The organism is Pedobacter sp. FW305-3-2-15-E-R2A2 (genome assembly GCF_038446955.1).
Classification (GTDB): domain Bacteria; phylum Bacteroidota; class Bacteroidia; order Sphingobacteriales; family Sphingobacteriaceae; genus Pedobacter.
The window spans coordinates 3,513,215-3,535,355 of the sequence record NZ_CP151803.1 but is presented as its reverse complement, the minus strand read 5'-3'; the positions used below and the strand labels follow the sequence as shown (position 1 = coordinate 3,535,355).

23 protein-coding genes are annotated in these 22,141 nt (G+C 39.5%); 15 read left to right on the top strand and 8 right to left on the bottom strand.

The annotated features are described in order from the left end of the window. Nucleotides 1-93 precede the first annotated feature (93 nt). On the top strand, nucleotides 94-1,296 hold the full coding sequence (locus tag AAFF35_RS14065; protein WP_342328654.1) for an IS256 family transposase: 1,203 nt from the start codon (nucleotides 94-96) through the stop codon (nucleotides 1,294-1,296). Between the two features lie 60 nt (nucleotides 1,297-1,356). On the opposite strand, the gene AAFF35_RS14060 is transcribed toward AAFF35_RS14065, so the two are convergent. Further along, entirely contained in the window at nucleotides 1,357-2,274 is a 918-nt protein-coding gene (locus tag AAFF35_RS14060; protein WP_342333149.1) for a TaqI-like C-terminal specificity domain-containing protein, read from the bottom strand. Nucleotides 2,275-2,325: 51 nt separating this feature from the next. On the opposite strand from AAFF35_RS14060, the gene AAFF35_RS14055 reads away from it, so the two are divergent. Further along, complete coding sequence (locus tag AAFF35_RS14055) at nucleotides 2,326-2,934, top strand: master DNA invertase Mpi family serine-type recombinase (protein WP_342333148.1); 609 nt, start codon at nucleotides 2,326-2,328, stop codon at nucleotides 2,932-2,934. Nucleotides 2,935-3,448: 514 nt separating this feature from the next. Then, complete coding sequence (locus AAFF35_RS14050; RefSeq protein ID WP_342333147.1) at nucleotides 3,449-4,096, top strand: phage integrase SAM-like domain and Arm DNA-binding domain-containing protein; 648 nt, start codon at nucleotides 3,449-3,451, stop codon at nucleotides 4,094-4,096. On the opposite strand, the gene AAFF35_RS14045 is transcribed toward AAFF35_RS14050, so the two are convergent. Next, nucleotides 4,005-4,493 carry a hypothetical protein gene (locus AAFF35_RS14045; protein WP_342333366.1) on the bottom strand — a complete coding sequence of 163 codons (489 nt, stop codon included), beginning with the start codon at nucleotides 4,491-4,493 and terminating at the stop codon, nucleotides 4,005-4,007. The two genes, AAFF35_RS14050 and AAFF35_RS14045, sit on opposite strands and share 92 nt — an antisense overlap. 393 nt (nucleotides 4,494-4,886) lie before the next feature. Between AAFF35_RS14045 and AAFF35_RS14040 the strand changes: the two genes are divergently transcribed. The 10 genes from AAFF35_RS14040 to AAFF35_RS13995 all read left to right on the top strand — a co-directional run bounded on the left by AAFF35_RS14040 (nucleotide 4,887) and on the right by AAFF35_RS13995 (nucleotide 12,388). Further along, entirely contained in the window at nucleotides 4,887-5,492 is a 606-nt protein-coding gene (locus AAFF35_RS14040; RefSeq protein ID WP_342333146.1) for a DNA alkylation repair protein, read from the top strand. Nucleotides 5,493-5,553: 61 nt separating this feature from the next. Next, entirely contained in the window at nucleotides 5,554-6,132 is a 579-nt protein-coding gene (locus tag AAFF35_RS14035) for an NAD(P)H-dependent oxidoreductase (protein WP_342333145.1), read from the top strand. A gap of 266 nt (nucleotides 6,133-6,398) precedes the next feature. Next, the gene (locus tag AAFF35_RS14030; protein ID WP_342333144.1) at nucleotides 6,399-6,905 is read left to right on the top strand and encodes an ATP-binding protein; all 507 of its coding nucleotides are present in this window, start codon (nucleotides 6,399-6,401) and stop codon (nucleotides 6,903-6,905) included. Nucleotides 6,906-7,310: 405 nt separating this feature from the next. Further along, nucleotides 7,311-7,751, top strand: coding sequence for a MarR family transcriptional regulator (locus AAFF35_RS14025; RefSeq protein WP_342333143.1), 441 nt, complete (start codon nucleotides 7,311-7,313; stop codon nucleotides 7,749-7,751). 2 nt (nucleotides 7,752-7,753) lie between these two features. Further along, nucleotides 7,754-9,058, top strand: coding sequence for a serine hydrolase (locus AAFF35_RS14020; protein WP_342333142.1), 1,305 nt, complete (start codon nucleotides 7,754-7,756; stop codon nucleotides 9,056-9,058). A 207-nt stretch (nucleotides 9,059-9,265) separates the two neighbouring features. Continuing rightward, a complete protein-coding gene (locus AAFF35_RS14015) occupies nucleotides 9,266-9,691 on the top strand; it encodes a MarR family transcriptional regulator (protein WP_342333141.1) in 426 nt (141 codons plus the stop codon). 9 nt (nucleotides 9,692-9,700) lie between these two features. Then, nucleotides 9,701-10,048 (top strand): GIY-YIG nuclease family protein, encoded by a 348-nt coding sequence (locus AAFF35_RS14010; protein WP_342333140.1) that lies wholly within the window; start codon nucleotides 9,701-9,703, stop codon nucleotides 10,046-10,048. An 11-nt stretch (nucleotides 10,049-10,059) separates the two neighbouring features. Next, on the top strand, nucleotides 10,060-10,959 hold the full coding sequence (locus tag AAFF35_RS14005; RefSeq protein WP_342333139.1) for an alpha/beta hydrolase: 900 nt from the start codon (nucleotides 10,060-10,062) through the stop codon (nucleotides 10,957-10,959). A 365-nt stretch (nucleotides 10,960-11,324) separates the two neighbouring features. Continuing rightward, complete coding sequence (locus tag AAFF35_RS14000; protein ID WP_342333138.1) at nucleotides 11,325-11,573, top strand: hypothetical protein; 249 nt, start codon at nucleotides 11,325-11,327, stop codon at nucleotides 11,571-11,573. A 332-nt stretch (nucleotides 11,574-11,905) separates the two neighbouring features. Next, nucleotides 11,906-12,388: a hypothetical protein gene (locus tag AAFF35_RS13995; RefSeq protein WP_342333137.1), complete on the top strand. Its 483-nt coding sequence runs from the start codon at nucleotides 11,906-11,908 to the stop codon at nucleotides 12,386-12,388. Between the two features lie 57 nt (nucleotides 12,389-12,445). Here the strand turns inward: AAFF35_RS13995 and AAFF35_RS13990 are convergent, their stop codons facing one another. The 3 genes from AAFF35_RS13990 to AAFF35_RS13980 all read right to left on the bottom strand — a co-directional run bounded on the left by AAFF35_RS13990 (nucleotide 12,446) and on the right by AAFF35_RS13980 (nucleotide 14,522). After that, a complete protein-coding gene (locus AAFF35_RS13990) occupies nucleotides 12,446-13,078 on the bottom strand; it encodes a class I SAM-dependent methyltransferase (protein ID WP_342333136.1) in 633 nt (210 codons plus the stop codon). After that, nucleotides 13,065-14,108 (bottom strand): hypothetical protein, encoded by a 1,044-nt coding sequence (locus AAFF35_RS13985; protein ID WP_342333135.1) that lies wholly within the window; start codon nucleotides 14,106-14,108, stop codon nucleotides 13,065-13,067. The genes AAFF35_RS13990 and AAFF35_RS13985 overlap by 14 nt, the downstream gene beginning before the upstream one ends. Before the next feature lie 228 nt (nucleotides 14,109-14,336). Further along, nucleotides 14,337-14,522 carry a PhzF family phenazine biosynthesis protein gene (locus AAFF35_RS13980; protein ID WP_342333134.1) on the bottom strand — a complete coding sequence of 62 codons (186 nt, stop codon included), beginning with the start codon at nucleotides 14,520-14,522 and terminating at the stop codon, nucleotides 14,337-14,339. Between the two features lie 40 nt (nucleotides 14,523-14,562). Here AAFF35_RS13980 and AAFF35_RS13975 point away from each other — a divergent pair, with 40 nt between their 5' ends. Together AAFF35_RS13975 and AAFF35_RS13970 are read left to right on the top strand one after the other, a co-directional pair. After that, nucleotides 14,563-14,997: a DUF1801 domain-containing protein gene (locus AAFF35_RS13975; protein ID WP_342333133.1), complete on the top strand. Its 435-nt coding sequence runs from the start codon at nucleotides 14,563-14,565 to the stop codon at nucleotides 14,995-14,997. A gap of 11 nt (nucleotides 14,998-15,008) precedes the next feature. Then, complete coding sequence (locus AAFF35_RS13970; protein WP_342333132.1) at nucleotides 15,009-15,464, top strand: GNAT family N-acetyltransferase; 456 nt, start codon at nucleotides 15,009-15,011, stop codon at nucleotides 15,462-15,464. A gap of 57 nt (nucleotides 15,465-15,521) precedes the next feature. Here AAFF35_RS13970 and AAFF35_RS13965 read toward each other — a convergent pair whose 3' ends face one another. The 3 genes from AAFF35_RS13965 to AAFF35_RS13955 form a co-directional block, all read right to left on the bottom strand. Next, nucleotides 15,522-17,372, bottom strand: coding sequence for a RagB/SusD family nutrient uptake outer membrane protein (locus AAFF35_RS13965; protein ID WP_342333131.1), 1,851 nt, complete (start codon nucleotides 17,370-17,372; stop codon nucleotides 15,522-15,524). Between the two features lie 20 nt (nucleotides 17,373-17,392). After that, nucleotides 17,393-20,470, bottom strand: coding sequence for a TonB-dependent receptor (locus AAFF35_RS13960; protein WP_342333130.1), 3,078 nt, complete (start codon nucleotides 20,468-20,470; stop codon nucleotides 17,393-17,395). Nucleotides 20,471-20,536: 66 nt separating this feature from the next. Continuing rightward, nucleotides 20,537-22,099: a family 43 glycosylhydrolase gene (locus AAFF35_RS13955; RefSeq protein ID WP_342333129.1), complete on the bottom strand. Its 1,563-nt coding sequence runs from the start codon at nucleotides 22,097-22,099 to the stop codon at nucleotides 20,537-20,539. Nucleotides 22,100-22,141 lie beyond the last annotated feature (42 nt).

Below are 22,141 nucleotides of genomic sequence, written 5' to 3'. Positions count from 1 at the left end.
TTTTAAGGTAGTATCCAAAAAACTGTGTAAATGGGATTTGAGGTAAAAACTTAGATCCCATTTTTATGTAAATTAGAGAAAGGAATTTAAAAGATGCAAGCAGAAGATTTTTTAAATGACGATTTCCTTAAACAGTTTAAGGACGGCAAAGATTTCATGAGCTTCATGGATCAGATGTATAAACGAGGCGTTGAAAAGATGCTTGAAGGGGAGCTTGATTCTCATCTGGGCTATGTTAAGCACGATAAACAACGCAAACAAACCGATAATTCCCGTAATGGTTATGGCGAAAAGAAGGTAAAAACAGAACATGGAGAACTGGATGTCAAAGTCCCCAGAGACCGGGATTCCAGTTTTGATCCACAGATCCTTCCCAAACGGAGTAAACTCTCAGAAGGCATAGAAAAGTTGGTAGTTTCTTTATATGCCAAGGGGATGTCCAATGCTGACATTGAAGAAGAACTTCGTGAGTTATATGACTTTCGTTTACCACCCTCTACCATTTCGACCATAACAGCAAGAGTAACTGATGATATTTTAGCCTGGCAGAATCGCCCACTTGATCCGGTATATATGATTGTGTGGATGGATGGCATTGTTTTCAAAGTAAGAGAAAGTAATAAGGTCATCAATAAAACGATCTATCTGGCTGTTGGACTTAATATGGAAGGCCGTAAGGAAGTATTGGGGCTATGGCTGGGAAAGAATGAAAGTAGTGCTTTTTGGATGAGTGTGCTCACTGATTTGCAGACCAGAGGTGTTCAGGATATTCTGATCACATGCACCGATAACCTGGGTGGCTTTACTCAGACCATCCGTTCTGTATTTCCGCAATCTACCACTCAGATTTGTGTGGTTCATCAGATTCGTAATGCCTGCAAGTATGTGGTATGGAAGGATAAAAAGCCATTTACGGAAGATATGAAGCCCATTTATTCAGCTCCCAATAAGCAGGCAGCAGAAGCTGAACTCACAACATTTGAGTTAAAATGGGGAATAAAATATCCTTATGCGATTCGAAGCTGGCGGATAAACTGGGATGACCTGACGGCATTTTTTGAGTTCCCCCTGGAAATCAGGAAAATCATTTATACAACTAATTTAATTGAAAATTTGAATGGAAAGATCAGAAAATACACCAAAAATAAAATGTCTTTTCCAACCGATGAGGCTGTGAAAAAATCTGTTTACCTGGCCTTAATGGAAGCCACTAAAAAGTGGACGATGCCCATTCATAACTGGCCGTTGATTATAAATCAGTTTATTGCTATTTTTGAACAAAGGGTTAAGGTCTGATACCCTAACCCCAAATTTCATTTACACAGATTTCTGTACACTGCCTCTTTTAAAGGATTTTTAGTTGGTTTTTTGTTTTAAAAAATCCACTTCATGGGTTTCTAGCTCATAAAGTTTAAAAACGAGCTCGTTAAGTTCATTTTCCAAACTAGCTATATCAATATTCTTAGCTTTGTGATCAAGTATTTTATCAACTATTTCAATAAACACATCTTGATCCTCTCGCTCTAGCAAAGGCACTGGGAGTTTCTCTATAAACATGGGCTTATATTCGAAATAGCCTCCATTACGGGTAACCCCGAGCTTTCTTATGTAATAATCTGCCAGTTTTGAATTTAAGATCGCTAGTAAATATTTATTTGCTGGAACTATTATTGGGCATGGAGCATTAATGAATATTCCCCCTTCAGCGACAGTATATGCAGCTGTTAGATTTAAATTGCCCCAGACAATTTTCTGTCTATAAAAATCCTCCATATAAGCACAGTTCCTTAAATTGTAAGGGGTAATTCCTTTATCCGCTCTTCTTTCTAAACTAGAATAATGGTGGTCGAGGTGTTCCTTAACAGCTGGATAATCGTTGATATCAATGGGATCTATGCCCTTTTCCTTAATTCCATTATGTGACGTTATTAACCAATTATCTGCGAATTCATAACCATATCTTTTGATGTCCCTGCCACGTAAAATAGGTCGTATAATTTCTTCACTTTTAGGATCTGAAAAAATTAACTCATCTCGCTTCTCACCAGAAATTATAAAAGCATCGTTGTACCCTGTTTTTATGCCATAGTTAATATTAATATCCCAGTCTTTTAATGGTATTCCTTTGGTTTCAATTTTTTGTTTAATATCTTTTTCAATTGAGGATAATATAACCCAACTTTCAGAGGTTGTGAATCCAGAGTATATACTCTTCTGTCTAACAAAAACGCTGGTTTTAGATGATAAAAAATTGCATAGGTTTATTTTATACAATTTTGAATTATTTTAAACAATCATCTTATAATAAATTTAAACACAAACATTATGATTTACGGATACATTCGTGTGAGTACAGACAAGCAAACAGTAGAAAATCAAAGATTTGAAGTCAATCAATTTTGCGAAAAAAATACACTAGTGGTAGACAAATGGATAGAAGAAACTATTTCTGGATCAAAAAGTATTCATGAAAGAAAATTAGGTAATTTATTAAAAAAGATGAAAAAAGAAGACATCTTAATTTGTTCTGAATTATCAAGACTAGGAAGAAACCTACTTATGATAATGGGAATTCTTAATGAATGTATGAACAGAGATATTCACGTTTGGACCATAAAAGACAATTATCGATTAGGAAGTGATATTAATTCAAAGGTGTTAGCGTTTGCTTTTGGTCTTTCAGCAGAAATAGAACGTAATCTTATTTCGCAAAGAACTAAAGAAGCTTTAGCAAGAAAAAAGGCAGAGGGAGTTATTTTAGGTCGCCCCCTAGGACGTAAGTCTGCTAAAACAAAGCTTACTGGTCAAGAGAAGAGGATTAAAGAATTGTTAGATAAGAATGTTTCATTTAGCGCCATTGGCCGGATTATAGGAGTTCATCGATTGACCGTTTCCTCCTTTGTAAAATATAATCAACTTTTACAGATGGATTAATTAGTTAAGAAGCCTTTAGCGCTCGCATCATATTTAAGTTCCATTTTTATGCTGATTTTTTTATCTTTGAGAATCACAAAGAAGTTCTTTAAAACACGTCAAAACAGGTCAAAAAAAATGGTGACCCATTTAGGGCCGCGATTTGAAAACCTTTGAAATAACGCAAAAAAGTGCGATTTGTCTTCTATAATATGATGCCAGCGGGATCACAAACAACAGTATCAAAAGGAACTAAAACCCTGCAAATCAAATGATTGCAGGGTTTTTCTTTTACGGGATATATCAAAATATGCAATAAATCACATATAAAATGTGCGTCATTATGCACGTTGTTCTTTATTTCATCAAACTCCCCTATTTCGCATTAACATACTGATATTCATCCACTTCAAAATTTGAATATCTTGTATCCATAGAACTGCGAAGCTATTTTTGTTTAACCTTAATGTTATCGTTATGAAAACTAATTTTAGCGTACTTTTCTTTTTGAAAAAACCAAAAAACTACACAAAAGGTGCTTGTTTACTTTATCTTTTTAAGAATTACAGTGGACGGAGTTCGTGCAGAAATGTCAACCAGCAGGAGTTGTGAGCCGGAACGGTGGAATGCAAAAGCCGGAAAAGTCATCGGCACAAAAGAAGATGTTAAAACCCTGAACGCTTATCTGGAAAGCATGAAAGCCGAGGTTTATGCAGCGCATACTCTACTTACCGTAGATGGAGCCAGAATAACTGCCGATAATATTAAATGCAAATACTTAGGCAAAGCAGAAAAATCACATACCCTATCGGAGGCCATTAAAATCCACAATGCAAAGATGAAAGCATTGGTGGGAAAAGATTACGCCAAAGGAACGCTCAAAAGATTTGAAGTACTTGAAAGGCAAGTTTGTGACTATCTCACTTTTCAATACGGTAAAAGCGACCTGAATGTAAAACATGTAGACCATGAGTTTATCAGTGGGTTTGATTTCTACCTGCGTAGTCAAAAAGCAAATACCAACAATACCGCTATTAAACACCTTAAAAACTTAGGAAAGATCATCCGCATTTGTGTCAGTAACAAATGGATCAGTAACGATCCTTTCTTTGGCTATAAGTTGAAATCCAAAGAAGTACACCGTAATTACCTGACAGCGGATGAACTGCAGAATAACTGGTGAATAGTCTATTCCCTTTGGGTTGCTCAATATTTAATTCCCCATTTGGCTTGCATTCATTATTCGCCATTTTGGAAACCGTTTTATTAACCGATAATCCGAAGGAAATTGGAAGCCCAGTCTCCTTAATGACCTGCGACCTTAATTCATGTGCATACTTCATCACTCCATGAAAACGGTCCATGCCTGTCATATCTATATAATGTTCGTCTATACTCGCTTTCTCAATAAGTGGCACACGCTCACGAAGGATGTCCGTTATTTCGAGCGATGCTTTGGAATATTGATCCATATTCCCACGAACAAAAATAGCCTGTGGACGTAAAAGTTTGGCCATTCTAGAAGGCATTGCAGAATGAACCCCATATTTACGAGCTTCATAACTGCATGAAGCAACCACACCACGATCTGATGTACCGCCCGCCAATAATAACTGGCTTTGCCAATCAATGATGGATCTTTCCTGACCTCTACGGACACGAAAAAAGCATCCTGATCCATACGGATGATGTGCTTTGGAATATTCATAAATTAAAATGAACAACAAAGCTAGCGAAGGATTTTGGTAAAACAAGAAAATTCACTAACAATATTAGTATTAATACTAATGTTGTTAGCTTTAAAATACAGATCAATGTTTGCAGTCGTCGCAGATTTCCATTATATGGGCCTACTCCAAAAAGCCCTACCCTCGGCAGTTTTTTTGTTAGGTACAATAGGGAAGAACAAAACCATAGTTTTCTAAAATATTTCAATAGTTGTAAATTGCATAAGTAAATAAGGAGACAAGGCAATGAATGATCTTTTACAGAGACTGACACAAGTAAAAAATGGATTTAAACTATTTGAATCGGAGGCCAAAAAAATAATTGACAATAAAACGTTATCGGATTCAAAAACGATAGCTATCAATATGCTAAAAAGCCAGTTCTACCAAATCCGTTGCTGCGCCATCTTCGTTCTGGGATATATTGCAGCCAAGGATAATGAAGTGCTTCCTTTACTAGAAAAGACTGCGTGTTCGGACGAGAGCTGGCAGGTCCAGGAAATCATTGCGAAAGCATTTGATCAGTATTGTAAGGATAACGGCTACGAGAATTCACTCCCCGAAATCAAATCATGGCTCAGTAATGAACATCCAAATGTTTGCCGTGCGGTTACCGAAGGCTTGCGGATCTGGACAGGACGACCTTATTTTAAAACGTATCCTGAAGTGGCCATAGTCCTCATAAGTCAGCATAAAGCCAGCGATAGTGAATACCTCCGAAAATCGGTCGGTAATTCGTTGAGAGATATCAGTAAAAAGTATAGAGAACTGGTGAGAATGGAAACATCAAAATGGGACCTTCAGGATCAGAAGATTGCGTTCACTTATGCTTATGTGCTGAAAAGACATTGATGAGGTATACCTTTCAAAAAATATAATTTAGAATAAATTTGATATTGGAAAATTAATAACCATGAAAAAAATATTGATTATCAATGGGCATCCTAACAAGGAATCGTTTAATTTTGGAATTGCCGAATCCTACAGAAAAGGAGCGCTGGAATCCGGTGCTGAGATCAAAGAAATTGTCATTTCGGAACTTAGTTTTAATCCTAATCTTCAGTTTGGCTATCAGAAAATAATGGAGTGGGAAACTGATCTGGTTGAAGCTTGGGATAAAATTCTTTGGGCAGATCATCTGGTATGGATACACCCGGTTTGGTGGGGTGGATTACCTGCCATTACAAAGGGATTTATTGACAGATTATTTTTGCCGGGGAAAGCCTTTAGATACAGGGAAAACTCTGTATGGTGGGATAAACTTTTAAAAGGTAAAACAGCACATATTATAACAACGTTAGATCAACCGAGTCTATATTACAGATTGATGTTCGGAAGACCAAGTGTGAATCAGCTTAAGAGATCGGTTTTAGAATTTTGTGGGATAAAACCGGTAAATGTTACGTATATCGGAATTATTAAAACCTCCGATGAAAGTCAGCGTAAAGCTTGGCTTGATAAAGTAAAATTGGCAGGAATAAGGCAAAATTAACTATTTAGATTTTTAGCCACCAACCAATACTTTTCATTGAATTTACTTCTACGTCAGTATATCATTTTGTTCCTGAATCACCGGTAGCAGATTTTTTCTTAATCAGTATTTTATGTATAGCTATTTATATGCATATGGAAGTCTTGGTCTCGGACACGTCATTGGCTTCTTTAAAACTTTCTTGCGGTCCCTCATCGTGTCAACACGAACCAATAGTTTAAAACACGAACCAAGTAGAAGAATCATAAAAAAACATTTCGTTTATAATGAAAATTGCCATAATCGGTGCTCATGATGTAGGTAAATCGACCCTAGCGGAAGAACTTCTGGCGAATCTACCTGGCTACACGCTTGAAATGGAACCTTATTATCAACTGGAAGCAGCAGGATATGAATTCTCGGAAATCCCTACTGTTGATGATTTTTTGGAACAGTTTGATTATTCTGTCAAGTTGATCTCCAAAAGACAAGGCAATGTGATATTTGACAGATGTATCATTGATATCTTAGCCTATCTGCATGTTATCGATCCGAATAAGAATATTGAATTGCTATTTGAAACCGCTCAAACCCTTCTTGCCCGGATCGACCTTCTTGTATTTGTTCCCGTAGAAGAACCAGATCTGATACCAAGCCATCAGGTAGATTTGCCAAAACTAAGAAGACTGATCAATAACTTACTTTATGATTGGATTAGAGATTTTGATATAGAAGTAGTTGAAGTAAACGGTACCTTATCCAACCGAATAGACCAGGTACTCATTAAAGTTTGATGATACCGCTCATATGTCGTTTTTTCTGAAGAAAGTTCAAAGCTTCACTCAATTGAGTATCATATTGACTTGGGTATAGAATGTCATTCAGCTTTTGTTTTACAAGGATTTGTGGCTTTATTCCGATTCCTATAAATTCTTCTCCATTGGGCAGGTTTACTCTTTTGTTACAGACCCATGCGGTACCATTGCCTGGGAGTTCAATCTGAAGAGGCTGTCCCGTACTTCCGTTTGTATTATCGCCAACTCTGGTAATATTTAGTAGTTTATCTTTAATAGTCTACTATAAGGAAAGAACAAACACTACGCATTAGCCGGGCTTATTTTTAACAGATTTTTCAGAAAGACAAATTTCTCTTGGTATATTGTTGATATGTCAATTATATTTGAGTCAACTAAAATAAGATGAGTAGTAAAAACCCAACCGGAACTGTACTGTATTTAATTGAACAAGCAATTAAAGAGTATCGGAAAATATCACAGAAAAACATTTCAAACATTGTAAAAGACATTACCATAGACCAATGTCTGATTCTAATGGTACTAACTAAGAATGCAAATATCTCTCAAAATGAAATGGCACAACTTGTATTTAAAGACAATGCCTCTATCACAAGAATGATAGAATTAATGGTACAAAAAGAATACCTGGCGAGAACTGTTCATAATGAAGATAGAAGAAAATATATCCTTGAAATAACTGAGAAAGGTAAAAAAACGATTGATTTAATAGGCCCGGTAATTCAGCTAAACAGAGAAACTGCCTTACATGATTTTTCAGAGGAAGAGATCGTATTGTTAGATAAAATGCTAAATAGAATAATAGACAATTGCAAAAAACAATAAAAATGAAACAAATCTTAGTCTTAATATTGACATTCATCTCTTCCGTAGGATATTCGCAAAAAGATCTTAAAAGCAAACTAGAAAATTATATGAATGCTCAAGCTACCATTAATGGTTTTAGTGGCACTGTACTTATTACTAAAAATGATGCTGTTTTATTGAAAAAAAGCTACGGTTTAGCAGACTACGAATGGAATATTAAAAACACTATTGACACAAAATTCCAGTTGGCTTCAGTAACTAAACAATTTACGGCTACGGCTATTCTTCAATTGGTAGAAAAAGGAAGGCTCTCACTTACGGATCCTCTTAGTAAGTTTTTTCCGGATTATCCAAAAGCCGATAGTGTTACTATTCACATGTTATTATCTCATTCTTCGGGACTTGCTTTGGGCTTCAAAGAATTGGCAACAAGCACAATGAACAGTGATTCCGCATATGCTGAAATAAAAAAAATGCCTTACGAGTTTTCACCAGGAAGTAAAAGTGCCTATAGTAATATAGGTTATTATTTATTGGCCAGGATTATTACAAAGGTTTCGGGGGAGAAGTATGAAGACTTTTTAAGAAAAAATATATTTGAAAAAGTCGGAATGAAGAACACAGGTGTGAGTAATAATGATTCGATAATTCTAAAAAAAGCGAAAGTTTATGCTAAAACTGAAAATGGATTTATCCAGAACCCCTACATAAATTGGAGAATCAATGTAGGCCATGATGGTGTCTATTCTACTGTTGAAGATTTGGCTTTATGGAACAAGGCGCTGTATGGAACAACTATCCTATCCACTGAGATGAAGAAACTAATGTTTACTTCTCATAACGACCAAAATTGGGGATATGGATTTGTAATCAATCCATTTTACAATCAAGGACATCAGCTAGTTGCACATGACGGAGGTTTTTTTGGCACCATGAGTTCATTGAACAGATATACAGATGATCATCTTTTTATAACAGTTTTATCAAATAATGAATCACCCTCCTATCTTATTGCTTATGGTCTTGCCGCAATATGTTTTGGGAAAAATGTTGAACTGCCGTATAAGCACAAGCAAATAGCAACTGACACTACTTTTTACAGCAAATATATTGGCAACTACGAAGACGTTAAAATATTGCAAAAAAACAATAAATTATATTATCGTGATTTTGAAATAGAGTTATTACCAGAGTCTAAAACAAAGTTTTTTCGCTCAGATGATAATGACAGGACCATTGAATTTATACCAAATAAAGAAGGGGAAATAGTTAAGGTATTGATTTCGAAAGCTGGAGTAGTAGAAACTAAAAATAAAAACCGATGACTGAAAACACCTTTGATAAACTGAAAAAGATAATCGATAAAGAATTAGGGATTGAAGATGGAAGGATAGTCGTTACTCCTACTACCCGATTTGATTTGTTCGCGTTGGTGACATGGCAAGCTTCATAGATAAATATCAATAAATCTCCTTTTAACATCCGAATAAAAAACTACATTTGTAAATACTTAACAACTCAAGTACTTTTCAATGATTAGTGAAAATTTAAATTCAGCTTTAGCTATTGTAAAAACTCAAGCAATTCTTTCGAAGAAATTTGATAAACTGAATATCCACGGTCTGGGCCTGAGTGATTTCATCATACTTTATCTTTTGAAAAACAGCCCCAACCAGCAATGTCGAAGAATTGATCTGGCGGTTAAAATGGGGATTACTGCCTCTGGCATTACAAGGTTACTTGCGCCGATGGAGAAAATAGGTTTAGTAGATCGCCAATCCAATGCCAGGGATGCAAGAGTGAGTTATGCTGTATTGACCAAAGTTGGTGAACGGGTTTTTGAAGAGGCTAAAATAACCGCCGAAGAAGTTGCCGAAGAAATATTTTCATCATTGAAAAAGAAAAATCAGAGCATATTTATGGATGTTTTAAATGATTTGATTGCAAAGTTCAATTAAAATAATACGATGGATAAACAGGTAAAAAAGAAATACAGAGAAGAATTTGAAAATAAAAAAGTAGCAATGGGGATTCTTGCTATAACAAATAGTCAAAATGGAAAAATATTTTTAAAATCTACCCTTAATGCAGAGGCCTGGATCAATAGAACCAGGTTTATGTTGAAAAACGGACAATTTGAAAATTCTAACCTCCAGTGTGATTGGACTAGCTTCGGGGAAGATCTGTTTAGTTTCGAAATGATTGAAGTATTAGTAGAAAATGAGAATCCATTTTTTGATTATCGAAGGGAATTGAGTAAAATGGAACAGACTGTATTTGAAAGCTTGGCGAAAAGAAATATTGAACATTATTAAATTTATTAAAAATGCCAATTGCTAAGCTAAATAAGATTGACCTCTTCTATGATATTATGGGTGCTGAAAATTCTGAAACAGTATTGTTGATTTCAGGATTAGGAAGTCAAATGACGAGTTGGAGCGCTTCCTTTTGTCAGGAATTTGTAGATAAAGGATTTAGAGTTATTCGTTTTGACAATAGAGATTCAGGTTTATCTTCTTTTATCGAATATGATATAAATAATGTGACTGAGCTGATTGCTCTCCTTCAACAGGGAAAATATCCAAAAAACGCTTATAAATTGGTGGATATGGCCAATGATGTTATTGCGCTACTGGATGAATTGAAAGTCGAAAAAGTACATGTATTGGGTCGTTCTTTAGGTGGGGTAATTGCACAAATCATCGCATCAGATTTTCCGGAACGGATAGAGAGTTTAACCATTATTATGTCGACTTCTTTAAATCCAGCTTTACCCCGAACCAAAGCTGAGGTAATGGATTTAATGCTTCGTCCAATGCCTGATTTTAATGAGGAATTGAATTTATATCTGAATCAGAGACTGGAATTTGTCAAAGCCATAGCGGGAAGTCGTTTTCCAATTAATACAGAAGAAGAAAAAGAGAACATTCTGAAAGACTTGCAAAGGGCACCATCAGCCAATATTTTAGGCCAAATTTGTGCGATGACATTAACACCTTACGATTTAAGTCGATTGCAGAAAATCAAGATACCTACGTTAGTGCTTCATGGAACAGAGGACCCCATATTTCCCCTGGCCTGTGGCAGAGACATCGCCAACTCAATCTCGAATGCCTATTTTATGGAAATCGAAGGGATGGGACATGCGCTTCCTAATGACTTGAATACTATGGTGATTGATGCATTTATGAAGAATAATCTGACAAAAAAAACGATGCAAGTGTAGCTATCCCCCTACTCTTCTCAACAGTAGCTACATAACGGACAGCTTACCTATTGAACAACAATTAGAAAAATACAAGCTGCCGGGATTTAGCGTGGTTGTTTTTGAAAATTATAAGATTGTTTATTCCAAAGCATTCGGAGTGAAGTCGATTGGAATGATGAAGGTAAAAAGGAAATCATCAATACCGACGGCAGATACTTTAAATTTAAAGACAGAGTTATTGATATTGGTTATAATTTTTTGGCAGTAAATAACCTGACTGAGAAATTTAGACAGAAGAACCAATATGACGAGTAAAAAATTACACTATAGTGTAGCTTTAAAGAATATTTTTACACAGATTTTTATAGAAAAAAAATCGAGTGATGAAGAAACTATCAGAATTAAGCTTAAATGAATTGACTAGGAAAAAATCAATGATAAAGGCCTCTTTGATTGCATTTGCAATATTGGGTGTGTTGGCGGCTTTAACATTGTACTTTCTTAAAGCCAAACCAATTCTATTTATTCCTTTAATTGTACTCCCTATAACATGGTTCCCAATATTCATTTCATTAAAAGCGGTAAGCGATGAAATAAAAGTCCGCAATTCAAAAACTCCAGCTACTCATTAATGACAGATGTTTTACAGGAACTCTTGTTTAAATAATGGCATACTTATTGCCAATTAAATTACTGAGAGCGTTAATTTAAGATTGAGGTCCTGCCAACCCTGGCTAGGGCCTCTTTCATTTTCCTATTCATCCATAAACTGGCCATCATTTTTTCAAAAGAAATTAACTATCTTGAACTGAAGATTATCATAAGTAATAGCAAACCACACTATCTATAATGAAAAAATTAACTCTTTCAGTTCTTGCCGTATTTTTTTCAATATGTGCCCTGGCTCAAATGGACAATAAAGTGACCATCGGAACAATCGATAGCATCCAGTCAAAAATTCTGAATGAACAAAGAAAAATCTGGGTACATGTACCAGGTAGTTGGAATGTATTATAGCGATGATGATCACGGATCTGTACCCTTAATCGCAGCATATGATGCACTTCGTTTCATCTTTAACAAGTATCGTTTTAAACTTTCTCCTACAGACTTTTCAGATCCTAAGGTAGACTTGGTCAATAAATTCGAAAAACATTATGAGGAAGTTTCAAAACTGTTTGGTTATAAGCTTTCTCCACCTGAAAACATGATAAATGGCCTTGGATATAATTTTCTGCAGCAAAAGCAGTATGATAAAGCCGGAGGACTATTTAAGATAAATGTGGCCAATTATCCTGAGAGTTTTAATGTCTATGACTCTTATGGCGACTATTTCCTGGCAATTGGCGATAAATCAAAAGCGATTGATTATTTCAAAAAGGCGGTGTCCATAAAAGAAAACCCGGATTCTAGGAAAAAATTAGACAAATTATTGTCAGAGCAATAAAAAGGAAAAGTAGGTATCTAGAAACGAAATCGTTTAGGAAAGGTCAGGGATTAACAATTAATCCTGACCTTTCTGTTGTACTTCACGCTTTAAAAAACTGCAAAAAAGAAAATTCTGAGTGGTACCGAAAGGCGTGATGTGATCTTCAGTGATGCAGTTGATTTTCTCAAAACCTTTTGCAAGCGTCGCTTGCAGCTCCGCCTCTGAATATTGCTTGATCGGAAGTCCACTGCATTTCAGCGGGCCATTTTCTGAAAAAGTACCGATAACCATATTCTTTCCTACCGCATTTTCGGCAGTATTCAGATAGTTGGCAATCTGATCAGTTGTGGTTAAAAAATGGAATGCCGCACGGTCATGCCATACCTCATATTTCTCTTCGGGTACGAAATCGAGGACATCAGAAGCAATCCAGGTCACCTGATCTGCTTTGTCGCCGAGACGAGTTTTAGCACGTTCCAATGCCTTTTCCGAGATGTCCAATACCGTAACATTTTGATAACCTTCTTCCACTAAAAAATCCACCAACTTACTGTCTCCACCACCAATGTCAATGATCTTCGCGGTCTTAGGCAGATTAAAGCTGTTGATAAATTTCATGGAGGTTTCAGGGACTTCCTGTGTCCAGCTGACCTCATTGGGCTGTTTATGGCCGTAGATATTTTCCCAGTGTTGTTTACGTTCTTCCATTAGTGATACATTTTTTAGGGGTTGTAACTGCACTTTCTTTTTCCGGCCAGGCAAAGCCCTCTCCTCCTGCTAAGTAACGCATGGTATCCCGAAGATAAAAAGTATTAACTCCCTGTATCATAAGTCCAAAGTTATGAACGTATTTATCTACATGCTCCTGATAAACACCAAATTCACGATACTCCATGTGTAAAGCAAGAATTTCTGCCAGCTCTTCATTGTGGATGTGAAATGCTTTGGTGCATGCTTCATCCAGGGAAATCTTATGTTCCAGTTGCAAGACAGGGATAAGGTTAAATACCTCTGTTTTATGTGCTATTTCTTTGGGCAGAGAATGAAAATCATTTTGCCAGGCAATCACCCTAACCATTAGGTTCTTAATGTGTTGCATGATCGGGTGCTCTGCAATGTGTTTTGGTAAAACAAGACCTGGTTGAATTTCTGCCCAGCATAAATATGGGTACATCAGTACTGAATGCTGCCGGATGGCTTTAAAAAGGACAAGTGAAGGTGGACGGGTAGCTGCTTTGTAAGGGGTTTCTACTCCTATCCCATATCTGAAGGTTCTGTAAAAGTCTTCTATAAATCGTTCCATCCACTCTTCAGGCATAAAAGCGCGGTATTCATCTCTTATAAGTGCTGCATGGAGATACATGCCATTTTCGTCTGGCCTTGGGTCGTCTCCTTTTAGTATTGCTGTAAGGCGTTCACATTGGTGTTCAATTTCTTCAATAGGGGCATACTCCAGTTGGTCGTCTACTACAACATAGAAGAGCATAAATTTATTGCAGGGCATTACATGTTCATAACTTAGATTTGGGACCATCCTGGCAGTGCAGTAATGGAGCCTCATTTTTTTGTACTTCTCCCTTTGTTTTTCCGTTAAAAAGGTATAGTCCTTGTCGATCCAGGAATCCATATCTCTTCCCATTTGTTCTACATGCGGGTTGATCAGGTTTGGCCATGGATAATAATCAACCGGCAAATAATTGGCCGAGCTGTACTGCTCTTTAAATTGTTCTGTTGTCATTGCTGTAATTTTTTAAAATGATACTTCGGTTTCTCAAATCAAATTTCATTAAGCTCCTTCTATAACACTTCAAATTAACGCAACAAACGCAATCCACTAAGACCAATTGGTATATACTCTTCTATATATGAGTCAATTACTGTGTAACACCATCTAATTTAAAACTTATTCATAAAATATGCTGCATTACTTATGAAATAATTTTGCAACATATTCACAATAAAATATTTAGAATGTGACTGCAAAGCAACTCCGGAGAAAACAGGTTAAATATAGATTTGCGATATTCAATAACACCTCATCGGCCAACCATTCTCTTAAAGGGCATACTGCTGCAGGGTTTCCTTTAAACACCTGCTGCGAGAAGGCATCAACCTGGTAGATCGTCAATTTCATCATATTATTTTTTTTCAAGGTTATTAAATTTATAGATTTAGACACAGATATCTATTTTATGGACGTACAGGAACAAATCAAAACGTGTATTACCAGCCAACCTGAAGCAAAGCGTAGAGATATGCAGGAGTTACACCAGCTCCTACTTGAGATTTTGCCAGGTTGTAGATTATGGTTCGACAATGGTAAAAACAGTGAAAATAAAACGGTTAGTAACCCTACTATAGGCTATGGATTTCAGATCATAAAATATGCCAATGGAAAGACTATGGATTTTTTTCAAATTGGTTTGAGCGCCAACAAAACCGGAATCTCTATCTACATTCTTGGTTTAAAGGATAAGACCTATTTAGTCCGAACCTATGGAGAAAAACTAGGCAAAGCGAGCGTGACCGGATATTGTATTCGGTTCAAAACGTTAAAAGATATAAACCTTGAGGTACTTGAAGCAGCAATACGATATGGTGCTGAGTCCCGGGATGAAGAAAATTAACCATAATCCTCATGCATATTATAAAATACACACCTGTCTTCAGAGAGAGATGTATCGAAATCTTTAAAAGCAATTTACCTAAATTTTTTGCTCCGGGGGAATTGCAATTATTTGAAGCATTTTTAGATCATCATACTGAAGATCATTACTATGTTATCGAGGATGGTGGGCAGGTGCTCTGTTGCGGTGGAATCTTTCTGGAAAAGGAAACGGATGAAGCGGGCCTGTCCTGGGGAATGGTACATGCCGAATACCACCTGAAAGGAATAGGTAAACTGCTTACTCAATATAGGATAGACCTGTTAAAGAAATTATACCCTACCAAAATCTACAAAGTGGAGACTTCCCAGCATACCGCAAAATTTTATGAAAAAAATGGATTTAAGACGGTGGGTATTGTACCAGATGGGTTTGGTAAGGGAATCGATAAACATATCATGAAAATGGCCCTTACCACACCCTTATAAAAAATCCCCTGGCTTTTCTTCAAACCAGGGGACTTACTTTAAGTGGACATTATTGTGCTACCATCCATAATTCTGTACCAGATTTGGGTCTTTATCAATTTCATTCTGCGGGACAGGCATTAAATAATGTTTATCTGTAAATACCCGGGTTTGAATCACTACCGGTTTGTAAAATACTGCAACTCCGGCTGCTTCAGTAGTGATGTTTAAGCCGGTGGCCGTCAATTCCTCCGTTGAAGGGCGTGCATTCATCACGTTTACAGCGCCATTATCTACAGTTTTCGCGATCATCCACCTTCTTACATCCCAGAACCTATGGCCTTCAAAGGCCAACTCAACACGTCTTTCGTTCTGGATCCGCTTGCGCATCCCGATCTTCGTATTGTCTGTCGCCAATAAGGGCAGTCCTGGCATATTTACCCGCTGTCTTACCAGATTCAGATATTCATAAACCCGGTTATCCGGTTGGTCCAGGTATTCGTTCATCGCTTCAGCATAGCCTAAGTAGATTTCTGCCAGCCTGAATATTGGAAAATTGCGTCTTCCTGTACCTGTATTTGAATTCCTGTCATATTCCGGACTCAGGAATTTACGGATGTTATAACCCCAGGGACTGGTTCCGGCTTTACCCGCCACCCAGCCATCGCCCTGCGCACCAGTGGAACCCCAATAAGCATACCTGGCTGGACGTTTCGCCGCGTCCAAGCGCCATACCGAATACTGGAACATAATAGAAGCATATAACCTTGGGTCACGGTTTTTATACCAATTAGATATATTGCTAACCTCCTGAAACTTCAGTCCATCCCAAAGCTGACCACTCCAGGTTCCTGTCGCTTCGTAACCTGAACCGGGTTCATTTATGGGATAACCGTTGTTCATTTCATAAGCATTGACGAGTTCCACGAGTGGGGTCAGCTTTCCGTTTCCCCTAAAGGGCTGACCATTTGGGAGGTGATCCCCATCGAAACCTGTTCCATTGCCAATGATTCTGGGCAGAATCGTTTCGCTATAATCCCTGGTGTAGAATTGAGCTGCGTAATTTTGAACCGGATTTGTAGGGAAAGGACTATACAATGCATAGACGCCCAGGTCGATCACCTCTTTAGCTGCATCTGCCGCCTTTTTCCATTTTTCTTTATCATAGGTTCCTCCAAACAAGGACTTGCCATCTGAATTTTTAATCCCTGAGTACAAGCTATTACCATTGAATAAAGGACTGGCTGCATAGAGCAAAGTTCTGGCTTTTAGCGCCAGTGCCGCACCTTTGGTAATCCGGCCGATCTGAGCATTATCATGGCTCAAAGGAAGTTCTGTCGAAATTGCGGTACATTCAGCAACGATAAAGTTCACCACCTCATCAACTGAGTTGCGGTAAACCAGGGTCTTTTCGATGTCACGGGGATCAATGTCTTCACTGTTCGTCATGATCGGCACGGCACCATACCTCTTGAACAGTTCAAAATAAAACTGCGCCCTCAGGAAACGTGCTTCCGCTTTATAGCGCGGTTTCCATATCGCGTAATAATCGCCCCGGTTAAGTGGCACAGGTACATTATCGATTCGGGAAATGAAAATGTTGGCCCTTCTGATGTCCTGGTATTTTCCCGACCAGTTGTCCTGTGGGTTATCGGTATTGCTCCAGCTACCCAGGTTAAACTTATAAGCATCTATTGCTCCTGAGTTATCAAACCAATGGTGATAGGTTTCATCTGTATAGGCAGAAATATTTGAGCCCAAATCATTTGGAAGTGCATTGTACAACCGTGCCAGTGCCTGCTCCGTTAAATTGATATTGTTAAAGACTTCTTTATCGGTCGTATACTCGGCGGGTACTACGTCGAGGTATTTTTTACAGGAGGCTGTCATCAGCAGTCCTGCAAGTAGAAATATAGGTATCGCTTTCATCTGTCTGTTTCTTGTTTTTCTTACATCGATATATTCAAACCAAAATTCACTACCCTTTGCTGAGGGTAATCGCCAAAACTGTCGGAAGTCTCCGGGTCGAAGATCTTCAGTTTATCCCAGGTGTACAGGTTCAGTCCATTGGCAAAGAGCCTTACATTGTTGAGTCTAATCCGTTTGACCAGCAGTTTTGGAAGCGTATAGCCAAGTTCCGCATTCTTGATGCGTAAATAATTGGAGGAGCGCAGCCAGAAAGTAGACCTCTGGTTGTTGTTCACATTGTTGGAAGAGGACAATTTCGGATAGCTTGCATTTGGATTCGGATTGGCATCTGTCCAGCGCTTATCCATATAATCCGCCAGGACCGAACTATTTGAAGAAAAGGCCCAGGCAGAAGTGCCTTCAAGCCATCTCGTTCCTCCGTATGCGCCTTGCAACAGGACATTCAGGTCAAATTGTCTGAACGTAAATGCGGCAGTTAAACCGACGATAGATTTGGGTCTTGCAATTTTCCCTAAATAACCGGCATCCTGAGTATTGATCACTCCATCTCCATTTCGGTCCAGATATTTGATGTCGCCCGGCCGTACCGCGCCAAATTGTTGTACAGGACTGGCGTCGATGTCGGACTGATCTCTAAAGAGTCCCAGTGCAGTTAAGCCCTGCACTTCATAAATCTGTGTACCTTTCATGCCACGGTAGGGCAATGCATAATTCGGTTCGGCCGCATAGTCTATCCTATTCGTCGAATAGGAATAAGATCCACGCAGCATTATCGAACCGTTATTGATCTTTTTGCGCCAGGTCAGTTCCGTTTCAAATCCTTTATTGCTGACGATACCTGCATTAATCGCCGGGAGGCTCTCGATCCCCATGACGTCCGGGATGATCTTCGCCTCTGTGAGGATTTGTGTACGCTTCTCCTGGAACACATCAGCAGTAAAAACGATACTTTGTTTAAACAATTCTACATCCAGGCCCAGGTTGGTTTTTCTGGCTCTTTCCCAGGTCAGGAACTGATTCCCTGTCCGGCTTTCCTGTGCACTGCCAAAGCTGTCGCCATCTGCATCTTTTCCAAATCGATAGCCACTGCCTCCGCCGGTGGTCCAGGTGCTCAGGTAGGCAAATCGGCCCACGCTGTTGTCTACGCCCACCGTCCCGATAGAGCCCCGTAGTTTTAGCAGGTTGATGACATCAGACTTTTGCAGAAAAGCTTCGTTGGAAATCACCCATGATGCAGAAACAGCAGGAAAAAATCCCATTCTGCGGCCCGTAGCGAAGTTTTCGGACCCATTATAACCCGCGTCAAAACCCAGCACATAACGGCGGTCGTAGGAATAATTAATCCTTCCCACCAGTCCTAATTGTTTGAAAGGAAGCGCCTCTACTGCATTCGCTGTGTTGGTAAAGCGTGTCGTTTGATTGTAACGGATCATGCTCGTTACTGCATGTTTCGATGCAAAAGTCCGATCGTAATTCAGGTAGGCCTCGTAGGTGGACCTGCGGCTTCCATCTGCGACCACCGAAAAGCCAAGTAAGCCATCTCCGGTGCTCATTTCTTCATACACTCCTTTACTCAGGTCAGGTTCATTCTCGTCGATACTGAACCGGGAAGTCGAATAATTACGCTGGCGGGTAATGTCCCGGAAGTTCTGAGCATCGAAAGCAAAGCGGGTTCTGAAACTCAGGCCCGGCGTAACGAATGGCATCTGCAGGCTGATCCCACCGATGGCCGATAGGGTGTTTTCAAAATTACGCTTATAACCGTATTGCGTAAGTCTGCCGTATGGACTCGCCGGCATGTTTCTTTGTGCGGGTATGGAACCATCCGGGTTTTTCAAAGGATAAAGGTATGCAGGTGTGTTCCTCAGTTCTGCCCAGAAGCTGTTGGTATCTTCATTTGGATAATTGCGGTCCCTCACCACATTGGTCAGGTTAATTTCCAGGCTCAGGTGTTTGGTCACGTTGATGTCTACATTGCTTCTGAAGTTGTATTTATTCAGATAAGCATTGATGTTGTAATCGTTCAGGTCATCATATTTATACAAGCCCTGCTGCCCAAGGTAAGAGCCAGATACAAAGTACCTTGCAGTGGCAGAACCTCCGCTGATATTTAAGTTCGTCTGGTTCATCAAAGAATGTTTTTTCAACAATTCCTCATGCCAGTCTACGTTCGGATACAGGTATTCGTAAGTTGGATTACTCCGGTCGCGGAACTTGGCCAGGTATTCGTCAGTATATTGATTGGCATTCAGTTTATCATTATGGAGTGCTTCACGGAATAAGGTGAGCGCATCATAAGAATCCAGGTATTCGGGAAGCCTTACCGGTGATTGTATCGATAGCTGTGAAGTTAAGGATACGACCGGTTTTCCTGCCTGACCTCGTTTGGTGGTCACCAGTAATACCCCGTTTGCACCTTTCATTCCAAAAACTGCAGTAGCTGCAGCATCTTTCAGGATACTGATGGTTTCCACTTCATTGGCATCGATACGGTCTATGGCATTTTCGATCCCATCCACTAAAACCAGTGGATCTTTACCCTGATAGGTTCCGAATCCACGGATGTTCAGTGCAGAACCATCTGCACCCGGGTTTCCACTATTCTGGATGGTGGTTAATCCCGGAAGGCGGCCAGCCAGGCTATTTGTTAAACTTGCGGTTGGGGTCCGAAGCAGATCTGCAGTTCCCACGGAAGCCACCGATCCGGTTACGTTGTTTTTCTTTTGGGTGCCGTAGGCTACGACGACCACTTCGCTCAGGTCGGATTTGACCTCCTTCAGGATGACATTGAGGCTCGAACCGGAACCAACCTGCACTTCCTGGCTTACAAAGCCGACAAAGCTGAAGATGAGTGTAGAAGCACCATCTGGAAGACTGATCTGATATTTACCATCTACATCAGTTGTGGTGCCAATGTTGCGTTTGTTTTTGACAAAGATGGAAACGCCGGGTAAAGGGATTCCCGCAGAATCGACGACCATCCCTTTGATCAGCTTATCATTTAACTTTTTCTGTCCTGAGCTGAGCGCAGCTGTGGCGATTGTAGAAAAGCCACACAGCAGCACTAAGACAGCAAGGGCATATAGAGATTTTCCCATAGTTTAGTTTGGATTAGGGGTAAGAAATTTATATCTGGTGGTCTGTGGTGTATTGGTGCTCCGGTCTTACTCTCCGACGGGAATGGGAATGTTGACACCTGTTGCAGTGGCGATACCAAAATTGGGTGAGCCATCGGCATTCCAGCTGAGCTTTTGCATTCTTGCCGTACGCGCGCCATTAGGGGCATTTGGCGCACTGCGTGCGTGGTAAATGAACCAGTTTTCAGTTGTGGAAACGCCATTAGGATCGGTATAGCTGCTCCGGAAAAAACCATTGTGTCCCGGTCCGTAAACGCCGTTTGCATCATTTCTAACGAACACCTGTTTTTTATTAATCCAATCGGCAGCTACGGTAGGATTGCCACCGCTTTTCAACTGGATCTGTGCAAGACAATAATTATCACTAGAATACCTGCTGGCAGAATAGATGATAAACACCGGGCTACCGGCATCTTTTTGCAGCATGATTGGCCCTTCATTTACGCCTGCGCCGATGAAACCCGGCTCATGTTTCTCCCAATCATGGGTTGGTGACGATATTTTCACTCTCGGACCACTGATGGTCCATGGATCAGACATGGCGGCGAGATAAATATATTGCTTGTACTTGCTGGCAATATTTTCCCATCCCGACCAAATGAAATAGTTCGCTGATCCGATGGTTAATATCGAACCATCAATGGCCCATTGATCACTTGAATCCGTTATTTTGCCTTTAAATGTCCAGGTTCCGGTCATTGGATCGGCATTGGCATTTTCGAGCACATACATGCGATGGCTGTCGCCTGCTCCGTCTTCCGCGGCAAAATAAATATACCACTTGCCGGAAAGGAAATGCAGTTCAGGCGCCCATATATTTGAAGTGTAAGCCGTACCTGCCGGTGGGGTCCAGACTACGGTTTCCGGAGCGTTTGAGACCAGCGACATGGTCCTGGTTTTCCTGAGGCCTATGTTGTTCCCCCGGGTGTACATGAAATAATAATAACCATCTTTTTCTGCTACATAAGGGTCTGCCCTGCTGGCATCAATGAGCGGATTTTGAAAGTTGACATTGTGAAAATTAAATAGATCCTGCGTGCCGGATACCGTATTTTTCTGCCTTATTTTGGTTCCGGGTGTGGCATTTTCCGGATCAACGACCATTTTCATGCCGGTAGCTTTATTGGTCAGCGAATAGCTATTGTTACTGCCGGAATACGCAATAGACCAGAGCTGAGCATCGGCTGTAGTATCAGTACCCTGTTGTAGAATGTCGCCGGATATGGACGAGGGTGATTCCAGACATTTATTACTCGTTACATTGATCAGCTTATAGTAGGTTGCATCAAATTTAGATAATTTCCATTTCTGCCCGTTATTTGGAAACCAGGACCACTGCTGAATCTTTGCATCCTCAGCTGTTGAATTGCCCGTTACTTCTACTACGGGGCCGGCGGGTAAAGCCGAGAGTCCTCTGATGCGATAGGTGGCGCCGTCAATCAGTGTACCCGGTGGAGGTGCAGCAGCGATGACGACTTCCGCCTTTTCTGCGGCCCCGTCATCAGCCATGATTGCTGTGATTTCTTTCTGACATGAAGCCGTTAAAAACATCATGGCAAGGCCCATTTTAACAAATAATGTCATTTTCATAAAAGTTTAGGTATACTGCAAAATGGTAGCGGCAGTATTGCC